This window comes from Paenibacillus aceti (assembly GCF_003614185.1).
In the GTDB taxonomy this organism is placed as follows: Bacteria; Bacillota; Bacilli; order Paenibacillales; family Paenibacillaceae; genus Fontibacillus; species Fontibacillus aceti.
Genome location: NZ_KZ987724.1, coordinates 1,231,037 through 1,253,613, shown reverse-complemented (window position 1 = coordinate 1,253,613; position 22,577 = coordinate 1,231,037). Strand labels below are relative to the sequence as shown.

Below are 22,577 nucleotides of genomic sequence, written 5' to 3'. Positions count from 1 at the left end.
CTCCAGTTCAACATCTATAGCTAATAGCTGCTGAAATACACTTATTTCTCGGGAAACGACCCTTGAATTAGGGAATAACTGCGTAATTGCAACTATTTTCCTGACGAAAGCCCCGTTTGTAAGAAATCCTTGCGAATAGTTGTATAGGAGCAGTTATATCTTGAGTGGAGGCTGAAAAGTAGCCATATAGCTGCATATTCGCACTTATCAGCAATTTAGCTCAACATCTATAGTTTCATTATGTTGGAAGTGGGTACACCCTACAATGCGTGATCTTAAGGAGTTATGTTTGTAAAATTAAGATGTTGGCGCAATCGAACTACCACTTATAGTGCCTGTGCTCACATGGAAATCGCGCGCTGGTGGCAAATTCCTGCAAATATGCAGGAATTTTGCTTACTTCCGGCCTGAAATGATAAATTCCTGCGATTATGCAGGAATTTTCTTCGGATCGGCTTGATTTCAAGGAAATAGGGGTAAAAGCCTGCACTTTTGCAGGAATTTACTCAGAACCACGGGTTTGGAGTGATAATTCCTGCATATTTGCAGGCTTTTAAGTTTGGACGGGAGAAATTGGCTGGATCGGTCCGGGGATTGCGGCAAGTAGAGGTATCACAATATGTGCAAAGGTCACGATACTTCGAAATATCTAGGCGAGGCAGTCATTAATGATCTTGTATCACGCATGATGTACACTAGCGACAAGGGTTAGCACTGGCATCACATAATACGGGGAAGTCACAATTTGTGCGGTATTGTGATATGCAAGAGGCCGTTACGATATATGCCGGGATATGCGGAGGAGTGGCAGAGGAGGCACACAGTTGTCATGGGCGTGAGAAACAGCAGTGCCGGCTTCAAAAAGCCAGCACTGCTGCGCGCTAAATCTATCAGGCGTGAAAATCAAGTCCCGAGCGGACTTCCTTGACGTAACCGCTGCGGATGACGAAGTCACCGAAATGCTCTCCTGCCCGTCTGTCTGCTGCAAAGTGCTTAATGATCGCTGAGAGTGAATCGAGAATTTCCGCTTCGCCGATATTTTCCTTGAACAGCTTGCTTAAGCGGTCACCGGTGAAGCCGCCGCCCAAATACATATTGTATTTGCCAGGCGCTTTGCCGATAAAGGCAATCTCGGCCAATGCCGGTCTGGCGCAGCCGTTCGGGCATCCGGTCATACGGATGACGATATCCTCCTCCGCCAGCCCCACTTCCTGCAGCAGCGGCTCGATCTTATCGAGCAAGGAAGGCAGGTAGCGCTCTGATTCAGCCATCGCCAGACCGCAGGTCGGAAAGGCGACGCAAGCCATCGAATTTCTGCGCAGGGCTGTGTAGTTTGCGCCATCGCTCAATCCGTATTTCTGCACCAATTCGTCAATTTTCTTCTTCTTATAGCTCGTTACGCCGCCGATAATTAGATTCTGATTCGCCGTTAAGCGGAAATCACCGCTATGAACCTTGGCGATCTCACGCAGTCCGGTCTTCAGCAAATAGTCATCTTCATCCTTAATACGTCCATTCTGAATAAATAATGTATAATGCCATCTGCCGTCACTGCCCTTCACCCAGCCATAGCGATCGCCATTATGCTCAAAATGGTACGGACGCGCGTCCTCCAGGCTCCAGCCGAGCCGCTTCGTCAGTTCTTCGATGAACCAGTCGATACCGCGATCATCGATCGTGTATTTGAAGCGAGCATGCTTGCGCACCGCACGATCACCATAATCACGTTGAATCGTTACCGTCTTCTCCGCCAGCTCGACAACCTGCTCCGGACGGCAGAAGCCTATCAACTGCCCCACCTGCGGATAAGTATGGGTATCTCCGTGGGTCATGCCCATTCCTCCGCCGACCGTTACATTGAAGCCCTGCAGCTTGCTATCCTCTACGATTGCGATGAGACCAAGATCCTGGGAATAGACATCTACATCATTCGAAGGTGGAACGGCGACCCCGATCTTGAATTTTCGCGGCAAATATACCGCGCCATAAATCGGCTCCTGCTCCTGCTGTTCCTCTTTGCTAGGACTGCTCTCCACCTTCTCCCCGTCCAGCCAAATCTCGTGGTAGGCGAGTGTTCTCGGCTCAAGATGCTTGCTCAGCTCACTGGCCCAGGCATAGACCTGCTCATGAATCTCCGACTGGTACGGATTCGGGTTGCACATCACGTTACGGTTCACGTCTCCACAAGCCGCAATCGTCGTCAATAAGGAATCATTGACTTCCTTGATCGTCTGCTTCAAATTCCATTTCAAGAGCCCGTGCAATTGGAAGGATTGCCGCGTCGTTAAGCGGATCGTGCCATTTCCATAGCGCTCGGATAAGGAATCCATCATCAGCCATTGATCCGGTGTCACGACTCCACCCGCCGCGCGGACGCGAAGCATGAATTGATAAGCTGGCTCCAGCTTCTGCTTATTACGCTCATTGCGCAGATCACGGTCATCCTGCATATAGCTGCCGTGAAACTTCATCAATCGGTTATCGTCCTCGGGAATGGATGCCGTAATGCGATCCTCCAGTGTCTCCCGCAGATTACCGCGCAGATAGTTACTGCTGCGTTTAATATCCTCCACATCACTATGCGGCGCACTGTTCGGAGACAATAAATTATTGTCAGACATTAGCCATGCTCCTCTCAACTGCCTCTATTAATATATATCCCTCAAGTAGCGCTTCCCCTGCTGCAGGCGAGCCAAATATTCCACAGCCTGTTCGGCATTTAGGCCGCCTTCGCGCTCTATGATCTGAAGCAAGGTGGCGTGAACGCCATGAGCCATTCTTTTCTCATCTCCGCACACATAGATGACGGCTCCTTCCTCCAGCCATTCGTATACCTCGCGGCTATGCTCCAGCATGCGATGCTGAACATATACTTTCTCGGCCGTATCCCGGGAGAAGGCTACCTCCATCCGGGTGAGGACTCCGTCCTTCAGCCAGCGCTGCCATTCAATCTGATAGAGAAAATCAGTCGTGAAATGCTGATCCCCATAGAAAAGCCATGATTTTCCGGTTGCCCCCGTCTCCTCCCGTTCTCCCAGGAACGCTCTGAACGGAGCTACGCCGGTGCCAGGACCGATCATAATAATCGGTGTATCCGGATTATCCGGAAGCCGGAAGTGGTCATTCTGCTGAATATATACCGGCAGATAATCGCCAACCTCAGCGCGCTGCGCCAGCTGCGTCGAGCAGACCCCGTATCTTGCCCGGCCATAGCTCTCATAGCTCACCGTGCGCACCGTTATATGGACTTCATCTGGATATGCCGTGGGGCTGCTGGAGATCGAATACTGGCGGGGAGGTATTTTGCGTAAAATAGATGTGATTTCCTGTGCCGCATACCCCAGCAACGAGAAATCCTGAATCAGATCCAGCAAGTCACGCCCGTTCAGATATGATTTCAGCTCCGCCTCATGCCCAGGCTGTACTAGCTCTTGCAGCTGAGCATTCCCTGTTAAGGCAGCGACTTGGATTAACAACGGTTTCGTTAACACTGTAATTTCATAATGGGTCAACAGAGCATCACGAAGCGGCTTCTGCTCACCATTTTTGTTGATCGTCACGAATTCCTCACCCGACCAGCCCATCGCTTCCAGAATATCCTGCACGAGCTGAGGATGATTCTCCGGGTAAATAGCCAAGCAATCCCCTGGTTGATACTGCAGACCTGAGCCTTCCAGCGATAATTCAATATGCCGTGTCTCGCGTTCTGATCCGCGTCCGTTGAGGTTCAGATTTTCTAGGATTTCAGCCTTAAAAGGGTTCGTCCGGGAGTATGCAGAGGAATTTCCGCTGGCCTGGTCTCCCGTAACCTGAGACATATTGGCGTGAACGGTAGTGTCTGAGCCTGCCCCAAGCCCTGCATTTAGCGCTGCCAGAACTTGATTCATCCATTCCGTCGCTGCTTCATCAAAGTCGACATCACAATCCGCTCTCTCAGCGATTCGCTTGCCGCCAAGCTCCTCCAGACGTTGATCAAAATCCTTGCCGGTCTGACAGAAGAATTCATAGGACGTATCGCCAAGTGCCAGCACGGAGAACTCCAGTCCATCCAGTCTCGGAGCGCGTTTGCTGTGCAGGAACTCGTAGAATGAGATCGCCGCATCCGGCGGCTCGCCTTCCCCATGCGTACTGACCAGAAGCAGAAGTCTCTCGATCTTCTTCAACTGGTTCGGCTTCAAATCTCCCATCGAGACCGTCGCCACCTGGAAGCCTTCTCCCTCTAATCTACGTGACAACTGCTGTGCCAGTCCTTTCGCATTACCCGTCTGACTGCCGTATAACACCGTCACCTCTTTGGATACTGGAGCAACTACCTGCACTTCTGAAGAAGGCTCACTTGTCGTAGGTATCGCAGAAGCCGCCGTACTCACCGTCACTGTCTGACTAGCTGCCGCAGTAGCTATTGGAGCCGCTTCTACCGCGGCAGTGCCCAACATCGCCGTGAGATAACCGCTCAACCACACCCGTTGTGCATCGTTCAAGCCCGGCAATAAACGATTTAATAATTCCACCTGTTCTTCATTAAAAGGACTGTTCGTAACCTGTAAGACCAATCATTTCCCCCCGTCCAACATGCACATTTTAAATTCCGAGTATTTATATAAGAATTATATAAACTGAAATTACCATAGCCTGGATAGCAGGTCAATTAGAATGATCTTATGAATTCTATCAATAATATTGATAAAGCGCGCCAACACTTGCTGCCGATTGAGTTATAATGGAGTTTGGATGGTATAAAGATGGATTGCATCTTGGATCAAGGAGGAATATGTCGTGGAAAAGTTTAATCAATTACTGGAAAAATACGCGGAGCTGGTCGTCAAGGTCGGGGTTAACATCCAGCCGGGCCAGCTTCTTATCGTGCAAGCGCCTATCGAAACTGTGGATCTAACCCGGCTGATTGTCGGGAAAGCCTATGAAGCCGGAGCCAAGCTCGTCCAGGTGGAATGGATCGACGAGATGATCTCACGGATCAGATACGAGAAGGCCCCTGAGGATTCCTTCAGCTTCTACCCGAAATGGGAGGCTGACAAAATGGAGCAATTCGCAGAAGCCGGCGGCGCCCTGTTACATATTAAAGTACCCGATCCCGAGCTGCTGCGTGGAGTAGACAGCTTCAAGGTATCTACCGCTGTGAAAACTGCGGCAATCGCTCGTGAGAAATTCAGCCAATATACTCGCAACAACATCATCAGCTGGTCGCTGATCAAGGCGCCGACCCGCGCCTGGGCCGACAAGGTATTCGCCGATCTGCCAGAGGAGCAGCGGATCGAGGCGATGTGGGAAGCGGTATTCGCAATGAACCGGGTCGGCGATGGCGATCCTGTGCAGGCCTGGCAGGAGCATATCAAGCAGCTCAAAGAGCGTCAGGAGTATATGAATAAGAAGCGCTACCGCAGCCTGCATTACCGAGCTCCGGGCACCGATCTGCGCGTCAAGCTGCCAGAAGGCTATCAATGGCTGGGCGGCGGGGATGTCAATGGCGCGGGGACTTATTTTGTAGCTAATATGCCTACGGAGGAGATCTACACCATGCCGCATCGTCTAGGTGTTAACGGCACGGTAGTCAGCACACTGCCACTCAATTTGAACGGTCAGCTGATTGAAGGGATCGAGCTTCAGTTTGAGAATGGCAAGGTAACGCAATTCGACGCCAAATCCGGACGCGAGCATCTCGCCAAGCTGTTGGAAACCGATGAGGGTGCCACTCATCTTGGAGAAGTCGCGCTCGTACCGCATGATTCCCCGATTTCGCGGATGAACCGGGTCTTCTACAACACCGGGGTCGATGAGAATGCTTCCTGCCACTTCGCACTCGGCAGCGCCTATCCAGTCAATATCGAAGGCGGCACTAAGCTAAGCAAGGAGCAATTGCTGGAGCGCGGGGCCAATGTGAGCCTGACTCATGTGGACTTCATGGTTGGCTCAACCCAGCTCGATATCGACGGCGAATTGCCTGACGGCACGATTGAACCCGTATTCCGCCAAGGGAATTGGGCCAATTAAACAACTTTGAAATACAAACAGCTCTCGCTGTGAATTGATATTGAAACACCCCTGTCCAGTAGACAATAGAAAACACTTCTATTCTATACAGAAAGGGACTATCAATTACGGCGGGAGCTGTTTTTTGATTGGCTTGCCCTACTCCATATCGTAACGAAACTGGGTATCGTTATTCGCGTCAACAAGAGGAGTTTCGAATTGTAACGAAACGGGATATCGCTATTTAGGTCTATTTGGGGCTAGAAGCGTGTATTTCGCGCCAATAACGAAATGGAGTTTCTTTAAATTGAATTTTGCCTTGTTTTTGGAGAAATAGCGTTATGGTGTTTCGTTAGAGATATGCTGCTTTACCTGATTAACGATGGTCTCGACTGCGACCGAGTCACTCTGCCCGGTTTTGCGGATAGTCAGCTCTACTTCACCCTGCCCGGCATTTTTGCCCACCGTAATGCGCAGAGGAATCCCGAGCAGCTCGGAGTCCTTGAATTTCACGCCGGCGCTTTCATTCCGATCATCTAGCAGAACCTCGATCCCCTGCTTCGTAAATTCCGCATATAGGCTCTCTGCGACACGGGTCTGTTCCTCATTCTTTCTGGATATAAGAATAAGATGAACCTGAAATGGTGCCACAGACATCGGCCAGATGATTCCCCGTTCATCATGATTTTGCTCAGCGATGACCGATAGCAGCCTCGATATCCCGATCCCGTAGCAGCCCATAATGATCGGCTCTGTTTTACCTGAGCTGTTCAAATAATGAGCCTGCAGCTTCTCACTGTATTTAGTACCGAGCTTAAAAATATGCCCCATCTCAATCCCGCGCGAGAATATCAATTTGCCCTGTTCGCAGTGCGGACATGAATCTCCCTCAACGACATTGCGGAAATCCCCGACCCGCTCAAGCGCGAAGTCACGTCCCGGCCGAACATGGATTTCGTGATAATCCGCCACATTGGCGCCGGCGATCCCTTCCCTCATTTGGGATACCTCGTAGTCCACAAGCACAGGTATATTCAAACCACAGGGGCCGATTGAGCCTGCTGGTGCCAGTCCCCGCCTCTGCAACGCATCCGCCTCGACAATTTCCAGCTGCTCGGCTTGTAAATATTTTTGCAGCTTAAGCTCGTTCACCTGGTGGTCCCCTCTGACCAATACCGCGACGATCTGCTGATCCGCCTCATAGACGAGGGTCTTGATGATCTGCCGTGCTTCCACCTGAAGGTGAGTGGCGAGCTCATCGATGGTACGGATTCCTGGCGTATGGATTCTCTCCCGTGCTGCCACGGCTGCTGTGAACGAGTTAAGGTCTGAATGGCCCCCAGTCCTGGCGGTCGCCGTCTCTAGATTTGCTGCATAATCACAGCAGGTACAAGCCGCAATGATATCTTCGCCTATGTCGGCCAGCGCCATAAATTCATGGGTCTCCCCTTCCCCACCGATCGCCCCGGCATCCGCCTCGACAGCCCTGTATTGAAGCTCCAGCCGTTGGAAGATTCGTTCATAAGCTGCATACATTGTCCGGTAAGAGTGATCGAGCCCCGCCCAGTCGGAATCAAAAGAATAGGCATCCTTCATCACAAATTCCCGACCGCGCAGCAGTCCGAATCTGGGACGCCGCTCATCTCTGAATTTCGTCTGAATCTGGTATAAAATGACCGGCAGCTTCCGGTAAGACTTAATCTCATCCCGCACCAACGCCGTTATCACTTCCTCATGGGTTGGCCCGAGCACGAATTCCCGCTCATGACGGTCTGATAGACGCATCAGCTCAGGGCCGTACACCTGATAGCGTCCGGACTCCTTCCACAGATCCGCCGGCTGCAGCGCTGGCATCAGAATTTCCTGGGCCCCGGCCCGCTCCATTTCCTCATGAATGATCTGTTCGAGCTTACGCAGCACCCGTCTGCCCAAGGGCAAATATGTATAAATTCCGGCAGCCAGCTGCCTGATATATCCGCCTCGCAGCAGCAGTTCATGACTTATTACATCCGCTTCTGCTGGGGATTCCCGTAACGTATTCAATAGTAATGTGCTCTGTCGCATGTCAACACTCTCCTTCTAAAAATAAAAAAAGACACACTCGTTAGGGACGAATGTGTCGTGTTACCACCCTATTTCGACGATAATGCCCAGCCTACCTACGCCTTACGCATGATCGTCCTCAGTTCGAATAACGGCCGAATGACCGGTAACGGTTATCCCGCTACAGCTCCCAAGTCGGAAAGCATCCCCACGCCGGAAGAATCCTCTCAGCCTACGGGATTCTCTCTCTGCACCGCGATCCTTGGAACACTTGTCTTGGTCATCGCTTTTGTGAAACTTTATCATGGACCTGAGCGATAGTCAATACCCGACGTACAAATAATTCATTGGGTTAAAAGCTCAGGCCGTCGGAAATTATGTCTACCGAAGTCACGTCAGCTAATCGTTTAGGGCATAATGGCGGACTGCTATAGTTACTTCAAGCGGAACGCTCAACAAAAGCCTGCACTTTTGCAGGTATTTGCGTGAAGCACAACATTAAAGTTACTTTATTCCCCAGAAACGGAAGCGCTCACCGCCAACTTATGATCCGCCCGCCATCATCCAGCCATCTAGCCATCCAGTTACTAGCCCCTCTATCTACTAGCAAACGCAATTATCAAGCCTTCGACGATCCGTCTACTAGCTAACAGATTCACCTATCCCCCGGCCGCCCATCCACTCATCAGGAGACTTCATCAAGTGACTTCATCCGCCATCGGATCCCCCGGGCTTTAACACTAGCCTGCTACTCGCCCAGCATCTCAGCCGCCTTCGCCGCAGTGGCTTCGCCATTGGCGATACAGTCGGCGATGCCTACGCCGTAATAGGAGCAGCCCGCCAGGTAGAGGCCTGGGTATTGCTCGGCGATCTTGCGCTCCAGCGATTGAACGATCTCATGATGCTGTAAATGATAGTTCGGCATCGCATTCACCCAATTGGTAATTTCATAGGCTTGCGGCTCGGGCAGATCACCGATGCTCTGCTTCAGATCCAGCATGGCTTCCTGCAGCATTTCCTGCTCGGATAAGCTCCGCAGCCGCTCATAATGTGGGCCAGAGCTCTTATAGAACAGACGTACCAGCAATTGATGATTCCTTGATGTATGAGTCCACTTGCGACTGGTCCAGGTCGAAGCCTGGCATTTCAAGTCGCTGCTATCCGCTACGATAAAGCCGGTTCCATTCTCCGGCAAGAATTCATCACTAACCTCAAAAGCCATATATACACTGATCAGAGAGCTGCCCAGAAGCTGGCCGAAGTCAGCATTCAGACGCTCATCCTGCAGCATGGATTGTGCGGCTTGATGCGGTACGCTCAGGATTACGCTATCGGCCGTTAGGCTGCGCCCATCTTCAAGCTCCAGCGTATACTGCTGTTCGCTTCTCTCCACGCGGCTTACCTTGCAGCCTTTGATCCACTCGATATCAGGCAACGCCCGCTCGATCTGCTCAACCAATGTCGAGGTGCCGCCCTCGAAGGATAGAAATTTCCGCTCCCCTTGCGACTTGAAGACCTGACGGTTCTCAGCGAGACCCTTCATGATACTGCCGTATTGATTTTTGTAATCCAGCAGGTAAGGTAGTGTTGAAGCAATCGTTAGTTCAGTCAGCTTGCCAGAATAGACCCCTGATAATACCGGGGCGATCTGCTTCTCGACCAACTCCTTGCCCAGGAAGGCTTCCAGGAACAGACCGATCGAATCATTCTTCGTGAATGTCTCATTCGTCGTATAGAAATCCTTCAGCGCCTCTACCTTGCCCTCTGCCGAGACAAGCTCACTCTCTGCCAGCGCCTGTAAACTGAGCGGGATGCCGAATACAGCTTCCTCGGGAATCAGTTTAAGCTTGCCATCCGTATGTAGATACGATTTCCCGGTTGCATTGTAGACCACCTGATCCCGCAGCCCCAGTTCGTCAATCAGCGGGTCGATATTGCGCTTGCGAGCGACCAGGGAATCCGCTCCAACCTCCATGATGAAGCCATCCCGCTTCACGGTATGAATCTTCCCGCCCAGCCGCTCGTCCGCTTCGATCAGCACGATGTTAGCATCGAGCTTTCGTTCCTGAATGATTTTGTGCAAATAATAAGCTGTGGATAGACCTGTAATTCCTCCACCGATTACTGCAACAGTTTTCAATACTTTCCACCTCGATCAAGGATTATGTTAACTCTCATCATCATACCCTACTTATCTTGAGGCGGACAATATGGAAGTCATCTTGTCATATATTGTTCATTCACATTCAATCAACGTACCGTGCGGGGATGTCGGGACTTAAGATACATACACATCAATAGCATCGCGCAGAAATTGGGCCAGGCCCGGCTGATGCTGGTCATAATAGGCACGGAACCGCTCGTCCGCTACATACATTTGCGCCACACCGGCATGGGCTTCCTTACTATAGCTATCCCAGTAACAGGTCAGCCACTGCTTATGCAGATCTGCGGCCCGCTGCGCTAACTCGCTCGAGGGGTCCCCCGTCTGGTAGGCTTCCAGCAGCGTAGATATCACCTCATCCTCCAGCGCCTTCACCCGGTCATATTGCTCCTGTGTCATATTCATCAGCTTGCTATTCGCCTGATCAATGGTCTGATCTCCGTATTTCTTACGTATCTCAGCTCCGTACTTCTGTTCATTCTCTGTGATTAACTGTTGCTTGAACCCTGTGAACTTCTCTGAATCTGTCATGCGTAATCTCCCTTCCGCTTCTGCAATCGTATAATCTACATTCGCAATCAGCAGATCGAGCTGCTGTCTGCGGTCAAGGAGTTGCCTGCGATGCTGCTTCAGCGCGACGATCCGGTCGAAGGACGGGTCTGTGATCACCTGTCTGATCCGCTCCAAGGAGAAGCCAAGCTCTCGATAAAACATAATTTGCTGCAATTGATCCACCTGGGCTGCTCCGTAAATCCGATACCCCGACGAGTTCATTCTGGCCGGCTTAAGAAGCCCGATTTCATCGTAATAACGCAGGGTCCTCGTACTGATCCCAGCCAACTGGCCCAGCTTCTGTATGGTATATTCCATAGGCTCCCCTCCTGACAGCTTCACTCTACACCTTTACGTAACGTGAAGGTCAACTCTTATTCGTCTCCTTCCATCATAGCAGCATCTGTCGCCAGGGAAAGCGCAGCTTATTCTCTTTATTAGCTCTCGATTGGCAGAGCCTTCTGATCTCGTCTCCGAGCATATCCGGCAAGCTGGCATGATGCTTCTCATACAGGGACAGGCATTGCAGCATCAGATACTGATTACGCAAATGCAAGCTGATCTTCAAGCTGCGCAGTAATTCCTCAGCCCCCCTCTGCAATTCTCCCCTCCTCAGCCAGTAGGCAGCACATTGATAATAGAACCGGCCGTATTGGCAGCGGAGCGTGTGTTGGCCCCAATCGTATAGCATAAAGGACGGGTTGGAATCCGTGAATAGCTGTAGCCCCTGCTCCAAGTCATCCTCTAATGGGAAGCCGTATTTGTTCGCCGCCTGCAATGCGCCGCTTAATCCGTCGAGAGTTAACTGCGGGTATTCACCCATCAGCGCGGCAAGCTGCGGCATTTGCGACAGATCCCCTGTTGCAATATCCAGCGCCAGCACCCTCATCCTGGCAAGCAGTACATAGTGCTGAGCCTCCACCTTGTCCGAGTTCGCACCAAATCGTTCAGTCAATCCGGTACAACGTTCCAGCCACTCCCGCGCATCAGCGTATAACTCTTCATTTTTATAGGATTCCGCGATAATCAGCAGCCCTCGCCCATAATAAGCTGCTGGAGAGCGCTTATAGGCAGGTCTTCGTCTGAACCTGCTCCAGCCTCGCTTCGAGCATAGCGGTTCGAGCCATTTCAGCAGCTCGCTGGAATACTGCCGCGCCTCCTCCCAACGGTCGAGGATCGCATAAGTTCGGGACAGCAAATATAGCCCTTCCAGAACGTAAATATCTTCAAGCCGATGCCGAAAAGGAATGAAGCGCAGCAGCTCCTCCGTATTGCCAGGCTCTATCTGACAACTTATATAAAACATCCGGAAATAGCTCATCAGCTGCTCATCCGAAACATCACGCTCATTATTCATTTCGATAATTTCCTCATACAATTCGGTTGCAGGACTCCACATGCCGTTTGCAAAAAAGGACTCCGCCTTCTGAAACAGCTGCTTCTGTAACAAATCCTGTTCCTGCTTGGATGAGTCTCCGCGCTCAGCCATCATCGAATAATCTCCTTTGAAATTGCCGAACATAGATTCAATAATTTAGGGAAAAAGATAATTTATAAACACAATTACCTATATATTACTACTCTAAACTTATAAGTTCAATTAAACTTTCCATGCATGTTATAGATCAACTTTGGTTGCTACAATTCATGTAGGTGATGAGCATGAGCTTTGATTATTCCCTGATTGGCAAACGCATCAAGCAAGCCCGGGAAGAACAAGGAATTACACAAGAAAAACTGGCTGAGAGGCTGGATGTATCGAATGCATATATAAGCAAGATTGAACGTGGCAAGACACCGATTAATCTGGACAGGCTTTCCCAGTTATGCCTGGTGCTTGAGGAGTCGCCGGAATATATTCTAAGCGGCACCAATAAGCTGTCCAATGATTATTTACGTAATGAAATTATCGAAATGCTGGAGGATTGTCCTCCGGAGAAGATCAAGTTGATTATGCAGATTATCAAACCGATTATTGACTATGAACCGCCAAAAGGCTGACACCGATAGCAAGGTGCCGGCCTTGCTTTATTTTGGTGGGAAACTTGTTTATCCTTAATGGGAGTATAGAATAGATCGTTACGGAAGTATGAGGGTGATGTATTACGATGCAAAATCTATTAACAGAGAGCGCAATCCAAATGTACTGCGGTCCGGCCTGTCAGAAAGGTCAGACCTACTTCGAGTCGGGCAAAGTCAGTCTCATTAGACAGAGCCAGGATGGGCAGTCCTTTTTGGCAATCGTGTCGGGTACAGAATTGTACTATGTGAATTTGCGGTTTTATTCATCTGGAGCATTGGCGGCGGATTGCACTTGTCCAGCCTTCACCGCCAGCAGAAAATACTGCCATCATATCGCAGGTGTGATGTACGCCGTGCACGCTCTGCAAAAGCAGGAGCAATCCCCTGATGCGGCCCGTGAAGCGGAGCTGAGCATGCTGCGGCCCGATGCTACTAAGTCGTCTCTCCCCCACCGCGGCTCAACCCAGGACATGCGGCTGATGCGTGATATTATGCAGCTGTTCGGCAGCGGTGATCATAAAGCCCGTGTTCTGCGCACCGGCTCCTATTTTGATTCACGCGAGTCGCTCGAAGCTGAATTCACTTTGAGGCTGAACTCTTACAAGTATGAGAAACAGAGCTTCTCGATCGAAATGAGGCTGGGGACGAAGCGGCTCTATATTGTGAAGGATATTAAGCAATTTCTGGAGCAGGTCGAGCTTGGCAAGAAATATAAATTCACGCCTAACTTCAGCTACGACCCTGATCTCCATAGCTTCCCTGCGCAGCTATCTGAAATTATACAGGCGCTGATGGATATCCGGCGCAATGAGTATTTTATCCGTGAAGCCGGGAGCAGGTATGATGTCTGGAGCAGCGGCGGTGATGGACGCGGCCTGATTATACCGCCTAATGCCTGGACTAAGCTGCTACCGCTACTTCGCTCCTACCCTGCCGTTAAACTGGAGGCCAATGGCATTCAATACAAAGGGTTCTATGTCTCAAACAGACCTCTGCCAATCCAATATGACATTAAGCAGTCCGATGGGGATGACTCCTATTATTTCGAGGTGGCCGGGCTGGATGAGGTTACAATTCTGGACTCCTATCATATGGCACTGATCTATAATGAACTGATCACGCTCGATCCGCAGCAATGTAAGCAAATCCATCAGCTGCAAAAGCTGCTGCAGACTTATCACCGAGCGAAGGTCGGTCTTCAGGCAGACGAGATGGCCGCTTTTATCGAGAAGGCGCTACCGGGGCTCATGAAGCTGGGAGAAGTGAAAATAGATGATGCCATCACAGATCGGATCGTACGTAGACCACTACAGGCCAGACTATATCTGGATCGCCTGAAGAATCGCCTGCTGGCCGGACTGGAGTTCCAATACGGTGATATCATGCTTAATCCGCTGGAGGATACCGATTTGCAGCGGAGCAGCGATCTGATTCTCATTCGTGATGATGATCAGGAACGACAAATCCTTGAGCTGCTGGAGGAGAGCTCGTTCGTCCGCACCGAGAGCGGCTTCTTCCTGGATGACGAGAACGCGGAGTTCGATTTCCTCTATTATATGGTGCCAAGACTGGAGCAACTCTTGCAAATCTATGCAACGACAGCGGTTAAGCTGCGAATTCAGCAGCCATCTGTACCGCCGAGAATATCAGCGATCTGGGATGAACGAACAGACTGGCTGGAATTTAAATTCGAATTAAGCGGTGTCTCGGAGAATGAGATTCGCCGTGTGATCGAAGCGATTGAGGTCAAGCGCAAATACTATAAGCTGCCGAACGGTTCTTTAATGCCCCTGTCTGACGAGAAGTTCAAGCAAATGATCGGGTTCATGAATGATGCCGGGAAAATACAGTTCAACGAGCGCGGGGACGGCTTCCGTCTGCCCCTGGCCAGCTCCTTCCATCTGCTGGATGAGCAGCGCTACAATGAATTGCTTAAACCGGAGAAATCGCTTCGTCGCTTATTATCAAATCTGAAGAATCCCGACAATCTGGAATTTACGGTTCCGCCAAGCCTCGCCCCTGTTCTGCGCGATTATCAGGTCTACGGCTATCAATGGCTGAAGACGCTGGCCTTCTATCGCTTCGGCGGGATTCTCGCCGATGATATGGGATTGGGCAAGACGCTGCAGAGCATCGCTTTCATCGTCTCGGTGCTACCGGAGATTCGGGAGCAGCAGCTGCCAGCGATTATCGTGGCTCCAGCTTCGCTCGTCTATAACTGGCGAAATGAGCTTAGGAAATTCGCTCCAGAGGTGCGGAGCATGATTATTGATGGCAGTAAAAACGAGCGAGTCCATCACCTGCGGAAGCAAGCCGACTTCGATATCGTCATCACCTCTTATCCGCTGCTGCGCAGGGATATTGAGCTATATGCCGAGCAGGACTATCACACCTTGATTCTGGACGAGGCCCAGAACTTCAAGAATCATACGACCCAGACGGCTCATGCGGTTAAAACACTACAGGCCAAGCATAAGTTCGCGCTGACCGGGACACCGATCGAGAATTCTCTGGAGGAGCTATGGTCGATCTTCGACGCAGTCTTCCCTGCCCTGTTCCGCGATCGTCGCAATTTCAATGAGTTGTCGCGGGAGAATGTAGCTAGCCGCATCAGGCCGTTCCTGCTGCGCCGCTTGAAGACGGATGTGCTTAGCGAGCTGCCGGAGAAGATTGAATCGGTGCAAACATCGGAGCTGCTGCCCGAGCAGAAGAAGCTGTACGCCGCTTACCTGGCCAAGCTGCAGCAGGAGACGCTCAAGCATCTGGATGAAGACAGCTTCCAGCAGAATAAGATCCGAATTCTGGCCGGTCTTACCCGACTGCGCCAGCTATGCTGCCATCCTGCCCTGTTCGTTGAAGAGTATCCTGGAAAATCAGCAAAATTCGAGCAGCTCTTCGAGATCATTGACGAGTGCTTAAGCTCTGGCAAGCGGATGCTGATCTTCTCGCAGTTTACGGAAATGCTCGGTCTGATTGGACGGGAGCTGGGTTATACCCAAATTCCTTATTTCTATCTGGATGGACAGACTCCTGCCGCCGAACGAGTCGAGCTCTGCGACCGGTTCAATGATGGGGAGAAGGATGTCTTCCTCATCTCCCTGAAGGCTGGCGGTACTGGGCTTAACTTAACCGGAGCTGACACGGTAATCCTGTACGATCTATGGTGGAATCCAGCGGTCGAGCAGCAGGCGGCCGACCGCGCGCATCGTATCGGACAGACGAAGGTAGTACAAATTATCCGGCTTCTGACGGAAGGAACGGTTGAAGAGAAAATGTACGAGCTACAGCAGAAGAAGAAAGACCTGATCGACGAAGTCATTCAGCCTGGGCAACAGTCGATCTCCAGCATGACCGAGCAGGAAATCCGCGAAATATTAATGATCTGACGGGGAGATAACGATATTTAACGAGAGCAAGCCTGGTTTTGCCCAGGCCTGCTCTTTTTTGCTCTATGGTTGGATAGAGATCGATCTTCTTAACATAAGTTAACATAACTTTTGTTACGTAAACTAACTGCTATTTTCTGCTTAGTTCGGTGGATACACTTCAAATTCATACAGAGAATATCCATAAGGGGTGGCCCGCTCGATGCCGTACATTTTCACGTATCTGGCTTGCACCTGGTTAAGCGGAATATTCTGCACTCCCCCGCTTCCATTCGTCTCGGAGTATACATCCTGCCAGTTCACGCCATCATTAGAGACTTGAAGCTTGAATTTAGTGGCATAGGCGTCCTCCCAATGCAATCCTACGCTGCCGATCGCCTTCACTGCGCCTAAATCGGCGGATATCCACTGTGGATCTGAACCTTCGCTGCTGGCCCATCTGGACTGCAGATTGCCGTCGAAGGCGCGATCCGCTTCAAAGCTAATCCCTTCGATCGAACTGGCTACCGCCGTTGCATGCAACGCCAGATTCGGTAATTCAGGCTGCGCGTCCGCCCCCGGCTTCCACCAGTTCCCGGTAATGTACAGCATATTCAGCAGATTGTAGCTGTCGCTGAAATAATCCTCCTTCTTATTCTTCATCCAATCCCAGCCGCTATTAACCCAGGCTTGATTGGCGCTATCCGTCGTCGCTGCCGAAATCAACGGAGAGACGAATACCGCTGTCGCATAGTCCCCGACCTCAGTACCATTTAGCTTGTAGCCATTTTTTATTTTCGCAGGCGTGTTATTCGTTTTTCCTTTAATCCAGTTGGTCAGTTTATCCGAAATCGCTTTACCGCGCGGGTCTCCATACATCGCATAATCCATCACAATTCTGAGTGGAACCCGGCTGGCGTTATAATAATATATATTCGTCTCCTTGAACTCACCTAGATACCATTCAGGTGCAGGCTTGGGCGGGTCATTAATCACAAAATCTGAAATAAGACCGGTTGCAGACGAGTATGAATTGCTAAATTGATTGTATACCGAATAGAGGTTATCGATGACTTGCAGCCAAATCGGATCCTGGGTCACCTCGTGAAAAGCCCTTAGATGGCTGAGCGCCCAATCAGACGGTCTTGTATTGAGCGCATTCTTCCCGTCCCAATCTCCCAGATTCAAGCGGTTATTGGTCGTGACATTGCTGACTTTAATACCATCTGTGATCATCTGCTTCGCTTCTTGCAGGTAATTGATCGCGCCGCCCGACCCCCACTGATTATGGGCGAGAATTAGAGAATAAGCGATATCGAGATCCCCGTCCGTAGCCGAACTAAAATGCCCCTGTGCCTGCGTGCTGTCAGCAACGACCCAGCCCATCAGGTTGGGGTTTTCCGAGCTTTTGAAGGCGCGGGCGGTCTTGAACAGGCCGTTATAGATCGTCTGTGCGTCCGGATCATGGCCAGCCATAAGCACGGTGATGATCATGCCATACCCTTGTCCCTCCGAAGACCCCAAAGCGGTGAAGCCATCCTGATCTCCGGTAATCTCGCCTTTCACATAATAGCCGCCAGGCAGAGAGCTGAGGTTATTCTTCAGATACTTGCCTTTCCAGTAATCATAATACTGGGCGACCGCTTGATTCATCGCATTCTGAGTCACATGGCTTGGCTTGATGGTCCCAGGATAGCTTGTCTGCTGCGGAAAAGGCTTCTTCTCCCCCGCTGCATAGCTGCTCTGCGACGGGACCACGGTTCCTACTCCAGCAATTAAAGCGACAATGAGCATACCGATCAGCTGCTTGTACCATTTACTCCGGCTTCTGGTTGAGCCTGTTGTCGAAGTTACCGCTGAAGCCAATCCTCCTCGAGCATGGTTCTGTGTTCGGGTGTAAACGTTCGTCCTTGGTTGAAACATCGTTATTCCTCCTTTGGGTAGTGGTTCATTGGGCCGATTCGTGGTGAATGAACTACAACGTTGGAAGATACGTTATGTCTTTAAGCAAGGATGTCTATACGCTTGTATAATATTACATTTTCTGAAAATAATAAACTGGATTCTACTAAAAAAACACCATGCGTAATGCATGTACAGGAGGTACCAGCTATGAGCAGCAACAATCAAGATCATTCACAGGATGAAGCGAAGCTTCGCAATAAATTAAATCCAGAGGGCGACTCTTTGCAGGAACGAGAAAAAATCGAGCAAGGCGTCGATATCGAGCCGGAAGCCGATGAATGGATTGCCAAGCCGGTGGCATTCACCGATTCGGACAAGGAAGAATAGCTCAAGATCTGAGATCTACTATAATCCGCTACAGTGAAGGCGCTGGGCGGATTTTCTCATTCCTTCCTGGCCCCCCGCCATAGATCACTTATTGACATTGTTGTTATACAGCTTGCCGCCGCCAATCCGTACATCATCCTGGGCTGTTGTTCCCGTAGTCGCACCGGTCGCATATACGACATAGCCAGAGGAATCATCCAGATTCACTGTATTGCTGTAAAAGGAATTATTCGTTCCCGTCGGATAAACCGTACCGTGGGTTCGCACCTGAAAAGCATCCGTAATGTTCGCGTTCCCGTTGCGGTATCCTTGATTATAGCGAACAATCGTATTCACGCCCTTAACATCGATGAAGCTGTCCGCGCTGTTTGCCCCACTGATGCCCGTGCCATTAAAGGTGCAATATTCAACGATAGTTCCGCTTGCGCCTTCTTTGATATCGATATGCTCACCTGTAATTCCGCCATCGAATACCGTATGCCTGATCACATTGTCATACAGTAAATGCTCATAATTCGAGCTGGAATCAGAACCGACATAGGCCCCTTCCCCATAACCAGGCTGATATTGACCCGTGTCATAGATGGTCGAATACTCCAATGTATTGTACGAGCTGCCATCACGGAAATGAACCGCCTCATCCCCGATGTTATGCACCTTCAACCCATGTAACAGATTATGATTGCCGTGGTCCAAGACAACTCCTTTTTGTGCGGTATCGATTTCAATATCGCGAATTTGCCAATAGTCCCCGGTTAGATGGATACCATAGGAGCCGTCATTAACCTTACTGCCCTTGAGCACAGCTGGATCGGCCGGGTCACAGCTCTTCATAATGATCGGCGCGGCCTCGTTACCATTTTGACCAGAATAGAATAGGCCTTGTCCACCCGGATCACCGCTGGTAGACCTCACCCCCGTATAGGTTCCTGGGGCAATATTGATGATATCGCCAGGTGCGGCCGATTTCATCGCATTCTGGATCGCAGCCGTGCTATTTAGCGCATTCGTACATATCGGAGGAGGACCGCTATATGCCATCGTTTTGACTGTCACCGTGCTGCTGCTAGGCAAGGAGCGGTTACCCAAGACATCTCTAGCAATAATATAGTAATTGTAAGTCGTATCAGACAAGACCGTATTGTATGATGAGCTTCCGTAAATTTCGGAGAGATTAAATGTTAAGAAGGCTTGGCGAGAACTCGCCGCATCGTTCTTGACGTACAAAGAAGTGGAAGTACCATAATTTGAAGAGGGATTGCCTTGATTTACATATGAGTCACTGATCGGGCTTAAGGTTGCAGGCGAGGCCAAAACAGCGGTCTCTGTAAAAGATAAGCCAAACAGCAGCACCAAAAGGCATAATCCCAGCTTAAGGGGCAACATTCTTAATTTGCGGATAGTGCTAGACATACGAATCACTCCTTTTTAACATATTGGTGGATTCTTATGTTTGCGGGTTTCCTTCGTCAATAAACGCCCTAACCTCCTCTCATCCAGGCTACTGATGCATATGATCTCTGTCGTCCCCAGTATAAACAAGATCAGGCTTTTACACATAAGCATTAGTACCCAATTATTCACTTTTACCATTCATGATAAATAATGTAAAAGCAGCCAAATCCTAAAGGTTCAGCTGCTTAGTTATATAGGCTATTAAATTATTTGATTACACCACAGGCAATCCGTGCGCCGGAATTTCCGGAGGGATCGGTGACATAATCATCGGCTTTCTCGTGAATCATCAACGAGGTGCCGCCTTCCTTCAGCAGCGAATTCGGCACTCCTTTTTTGAGCGTGACCACTTTGCTCTCCAGATCCTCATTCACAGTTCCATCGGCTTTGACGGTAATATTGGGCAGATCGCCGGCATGGAATCCTTTCGGATTATTGAAGCCATGCTGCTTGCCCTGCGGGTTGAAATGAGCTCCCGCGGAAGTGAAATCCGGCGGCTCGCATTTCCCGTTCTCATGGAAGTGGATGCCGTGTTCGCCCGGAGTGAGGTTCTTCGCCTCCAGATGGATATGAACAGCGTCTCCTTTTTGCGTCAGGACCGCTGTACCAATTTCAGCACCCTTCGTATCGACAATCGTCGTCTTGACTTGCAGCTCCTCTGACTTGGCCCAAGCCGGATTCATGGGGGCAGTCCCGAACATCAAAGCACCAAGTACGCCCAGGCAAATGACTTGTTTTCTCATTATGCTATTTCTTCCTCCTGTAGATATGTTCTAGTGGTTTTTGGTTCATACCTCAGGATTTCCTATTTAGCGTAAAAAGATAACTCCCTCACCAGATTTAATCCGTATTTCTCACATTGTTTATAATATTTGTCGCAAATAGCTCAGACTCTTCTGGATCGACTCCAATTGCGGAATCTCGTACTCCTCCTGCTCTACGGTGTACCATTCCACCCCAAGCTGCTTGCCAGTCGCTGTAATCGCTCTGAAGTCCAGAATACCGGAGCCGATCTCCGTATTGCGCTGATCCTGCTTGCTCTTCATATCCTTGATATGCAGAATACGGCAGCGATCCTGGAAGGACTCCATCCATTCCACCGCGCGGAAGCCTGCATACTCCGCCCAGTACGTATCCAGCTCGAAGAACATATGCTCAGGCCGGGTATGGCTTGCAAGCAGTTCCATTCCTGTCAGGCCGTCATACCTTTGAAACTCAATGCCGTGATTGTGGTAACCGAAGCGAAGGCCTTGTTCCTTACAGCGCTCTCCGATCCGATCGAACATCTCCGCAGCCCGCTTGTAACCATCCGCATGATCGCGCAAATCTTCGGGAATTCCCGGGCAAATGATGTAAGGGCTATCGATGGCCAGCGAATATTCAATCATCTCTTCCAGACGCTCAGTGAGATCAGGCATGCCGATATGACTCCCCGCCGCCTTCAGACCATATTCATCCAGAGCCTTCTTCAGCTGCCCCGCTGAAGTGCCGAAATACCCGGCGAACTCCACACCGTCATAGCCGATCTCAGCCACGCTTTTCAATGTGCCTAGAAAATCCTCGTTCGTCAGTTCTTTGATGGAATACAGCTGAAGAGCTATATTTTCCATGTAATCAGACCTCCTGCCATATAGTTAAGGTAAAATGAAGTAAGGTAAAGATACCAAAATCCGAGTAGAAGTAATACAATGAAGCTACTTAAAAACATCAAATATTTGTTATCTCTAAAATCGAGGTGAAAAATGATGAGCGAGCCGTATTTCGAATCCAGCCGCTCCCAGCCTGGAGCGATCCACTATCCATACGAAAGCATGATTCACTATGGTGAGGAACAAAGCTGCCTGGTCGGCCCTCATTGGCATCTATATATTGAAATTTTGTACTTCCTGACCGGCAGCGCCAAGGTGTATTCAGGAGGGAAGGCTCATGTCCTCAGCCAGGGCGATCTGATTCTGATCCATTCCCATGAGACGCATTCGATCTATACTCTGGATGAACAGGTCTCCTATATCGTCATTAAGTTCGATCCTGAGATTCTGTATTCCACATCCCGGACGATTCTGGAGTCGACCTATATCCTGCCATTCACCTTGGCTGAGTCCAATACCCAGCGCGTCTTCACCGCCTCGGAGATTAGAGATACGCCCATCCCCGATATGATCTGGGAGATTTACGATGAATTCAGCGCCAAGAGCTTCGGATTTGAGCTTGCTGTACGCACGCTGATCTGCCGCGTCTTCCTGTGGTTTCTGCGCCAGACCCACCACCAGCAGCATTGGAACTGGGAACTGGCGAATTCCCTGAATGACAGCGACTATCAGATGCTGCAGAAGGTGTTCGAATACATCGACTATAACTATATGAATGATATTAACGCTCAGACCGCGGCCTCGCTCTGTAATATGAGCTATAGCTATTTTTCCCGCAGGTTCAAGGCGATTATGGGCAAGACCTTCACCAATTATCTGAACTACATCCGCATTACCGAGGCGGAGAAGCTGCTGCTGACCACGGATAAGAGCATGACCGAGATTGCCCTGGAGGTCGGCTTCTCCAGCTCAAGTTACTTCATCCAGCAGTTTCGGCAGTATAAGGACATCTCCCCCTACCAATTCCGCAAAAAAGGAAAAGCCTGATACATACCATGAGGTAGTATCGGGCTTTCTTCAGAGGCAGGGCCCCCCGGGGCGCCGTGT

16 protein-coding genes and 1 pseudogene are annotated in these 22,577 nt (G+C 50.2%); 6 read left to right on the top strand and 11 right to left on the bottom strand.

Annotation, left to right across the window (positions count from 1 at the left end; genetic code table 11):
- Positions 1-890: 890 nt before the first annotated feature.
- Both cysI and BFJ94_RS05610 read right to left on the bottom strand, forming a co-directional pair.
- Positions 891-2,621, bottom strand: a complete 1,731-nt coding sequence (gene cysI, locus BFJ94_RS05615) for an assimilatory sulfite reductase (NADPH) hemoprotein subunit (RefSeq protein ID WP_120461775.1) — start codon at positions 2,619-2,621, stop codon at positions 891-893.
- A 27-nt stretch (positions 2,622-2,648) separates the two neighbouring features.
- On the bottom strand, positions 2,649-4,553 hold the full coding sequence (locus BFJ94_RS05610; RefSeq protein ID WP_120461774.1) for an assimilatory sulfite reductase (NADPH) flavoprotein subunit: 1,905 nt from the start codon (positions 4,551-4,553) through the stop codon (positions 2,649-2,651).
- 223 nt (positions 4,554-4,776) lie between these two features.
- Between BFJ94_RS05610 and BFJ94_RS05605 the strand changes: the two genes are divergently transcribed.
- Positions 4,777-6,009 (top strand): aminopeptidase, encoded by a 1,233-nt coding sequence (locus BFJ94_RS05605; RefSeq protein ID WP_120461773.1) that lies wholly within the window; start codon positions 4,777-4,779, stop codon positions 6,007-6,009.
- 318 nt (positions 6,010-6,327) lie between these two features.
- Here the strand turns inward: BFJ94_RS05605 and BFJ94_RS05600 are convergent, their stop codons facing one another.
- Positions 6,328-8,052 carry a proline--tRNA ligase gene (locus tag BFJ94_RS05600; RefSeq protein WP_120461772.1) on the bottom strand — a complete coding sequence of 575 codons (1,725 nt, stop codon included), beginning with the start codon at positions 8,050-8,052 and terminating at the stop codon, positions 6,328-6,330.
- A 57-nt stretch (positions 8,053-8,109) separates the two neighbouring features.
- Here BFJ94_RS05600 and BFJ94_RS25315 point away from each other — a divergent pair, with 57 nt between their 5' ends.
- On the top strand, positions 8,110-8,352 hold the full coding sequence (locus BFJ94_RS25315; protein WP_162944191.1) for a hypothetical protein: 243 nt from the start codon (positions 8,110-8,112) through the stop codon (positions 8,350-8,352).
- Between the two features lie 427 nt (positions 8,353-8,779).
- On the opposite strand, the gene hemG is transcribed toward BFJ94_RS25315, so the two are convergent.
- From hemG to BFJ94_RS05585, 3 genes are all read right to left on the bottom strand, one after another.
- On the bottom strand, positions 8,780-10,171 hold the full coding sequence (gene hemG / locus BFJ94_RS05595; protein ID WP_120461771.1) for a protoporphyrinogen oxidase: 1,392 nt from the start codon (positions 10,169-10,171) through the stop codon (positions 8,780-8,782).
- A 138-nt stretch (positions 10,172-10,309) separates the two neighbouring features.
- A complete protein-coding gene (locus BFJ94_RS05590) occupies positions 10,310-11,065 on the bottom strand; it encodes a MerR family transcriptional regulator (RefSeq protein WP_120461770.1) in 756 nt (251 codons plus the stop codon).
- 73 nt (positions 11,066-11,138) lie between these two features.
- Positions 11,139-12,239: a hypothetical protein gene (locus tag BFJ94_RS05585; RefSeq protein ID WP_120461769.1), complete on the bottom strand. Its 1,101-nt coding sequence runs from the start codon at positions 12,237-12,239 to the stop codon at positions 11,139-11,141.
- Between the two features lie 170 nt (positions 12,240-12,409).
- Between BFJ94_RS05585 and BFJ94_RS05580 the strand changes: the two genes are divergently transcribed.
- A complete protein-coding gene (locus BFJ94_RS05580; RefSeq protein ID WP_120461768.1) occupies positions 12,410-12,748 on the top strand; it encodes a helix-turn-helix domain-containing protein in 339 nt (112 codons plus the stop codon).
- 107 nt (positions 12,749-12,855) lie between these two features.
- Positions 12,856-16,155 (top strand): DEAD/DEAH box helicase, encoded by a 3,300-nt coding sequence (locus BFJ94_RS05575; RefSeq protein WP_120461767.1) that lies wholly within the window; start codon positions 12,856-12,858, stop codon positions 16,153-16,155.
- A gap of 141 nt (positions 16,156-16,296) precedes the next feature.
- On the opposite strand, the gene BFJ94_RS25755 is transcribed toward BFJ94_RS05575, so the two are convergent.
- Positions 16,297-16,677 carry a discoidin domain-containing protein gene (locus BFJ94_RS25755; RefSeq protein ID WP_229716983.1) on the bottom strand — a complete coding sequence of 127 codons (381 nt, stop codon included), beginning with the start codon at positions 16,675-16,677 and terminating at the stop codon, positions 16,297-16,299.
- 27 nt (positions 16,678-16,704) lie between these two features.
- Positions 16,705-17,874: pseudogene (locus tag BFJ94_RS05570) on the bottom strand (family 8 glycosyl hydrolase); the annotation flags it as partial.
- A 372-nt stretch (positions 17,875-18,246) separates the two neighbouring features.
- Here BFJ94_RS05570 and BFJ94_RS05565 point away from each other — a divergent pair.
- The gene (locus BFJ94_RS05565; RefSeq protein ID WP_120461766.1) at positions 18,247-18,426 is read left to right on the top strand and encodes a hypothetical protein; all 180 of its coding nucleotides are present in this window, start codon (positions 18,247-18,249) and stop codon (positions 18,424-18,426) included.
- A gap of 84 nt (positions 18,427-18,510) precedes the next feature.
- Here BFJ94_RS05565 and BFJ94_RS05560 read toward each other — a convergent pair whose 3' ends face one another.
- From BFJ94_RS05560 to BFJ94_RS05550, 3 genes are all read right to left on the bottom strand, one after another.
- A complete protein-coding gene (locus tag BFJ94_RS05560; RefSeq protein WP_120461765.1) occupies positions 18,511-19,839 on the bottom strand; it encodes a right-handed parallel beta-helix repeat-containing protein in 1,329 nt (442 codons plus the stop codon).
- Positions 19,840-20,087: 248 nt separating this feature from the next.
- A complete protein-coding gene (locus tag BFJ94_RS05555; protein ID WP_120461764.1) occupies positions 20,088-20,624 on the bottom strand; it encodes a superoxide dismutase family protein in 537 nt (178 codons plus the stop codon).
- 120 nt (positions 20,625-20,744) lie between these two features.
- On the bottom strand, positions 20,745-21,491 hold the full coding sequence (locus BFJ94_RS05550; protein ID WP_120461763.1) for a sugar phosphate isomerase/epimerase family protein: 747 nt from the start codon (positions 21,489-21,491) through the stop codon (positions 20,745-20,747).
- A gap of 132 nt (positions 21,492-21,623) precedes the next feature.
- Here BFJ94_RS05550 and BFJ94_RS05545 point away from each other — a divergent pair, with 132 nt between their 5' ends.
- Positions 21,624-22,517, top strand: a complete 894-nt coding sequence (locus BFJ94_RS05545; RefSeq protein WP_120461762.1) for a helix-turn-helix transcriptional regulator — start codon at positions 21,624-21,626, stop codon at positions 22,515-22,517.
- Positions 22,518-22,577: the final 60 nt, after the last annotated feature.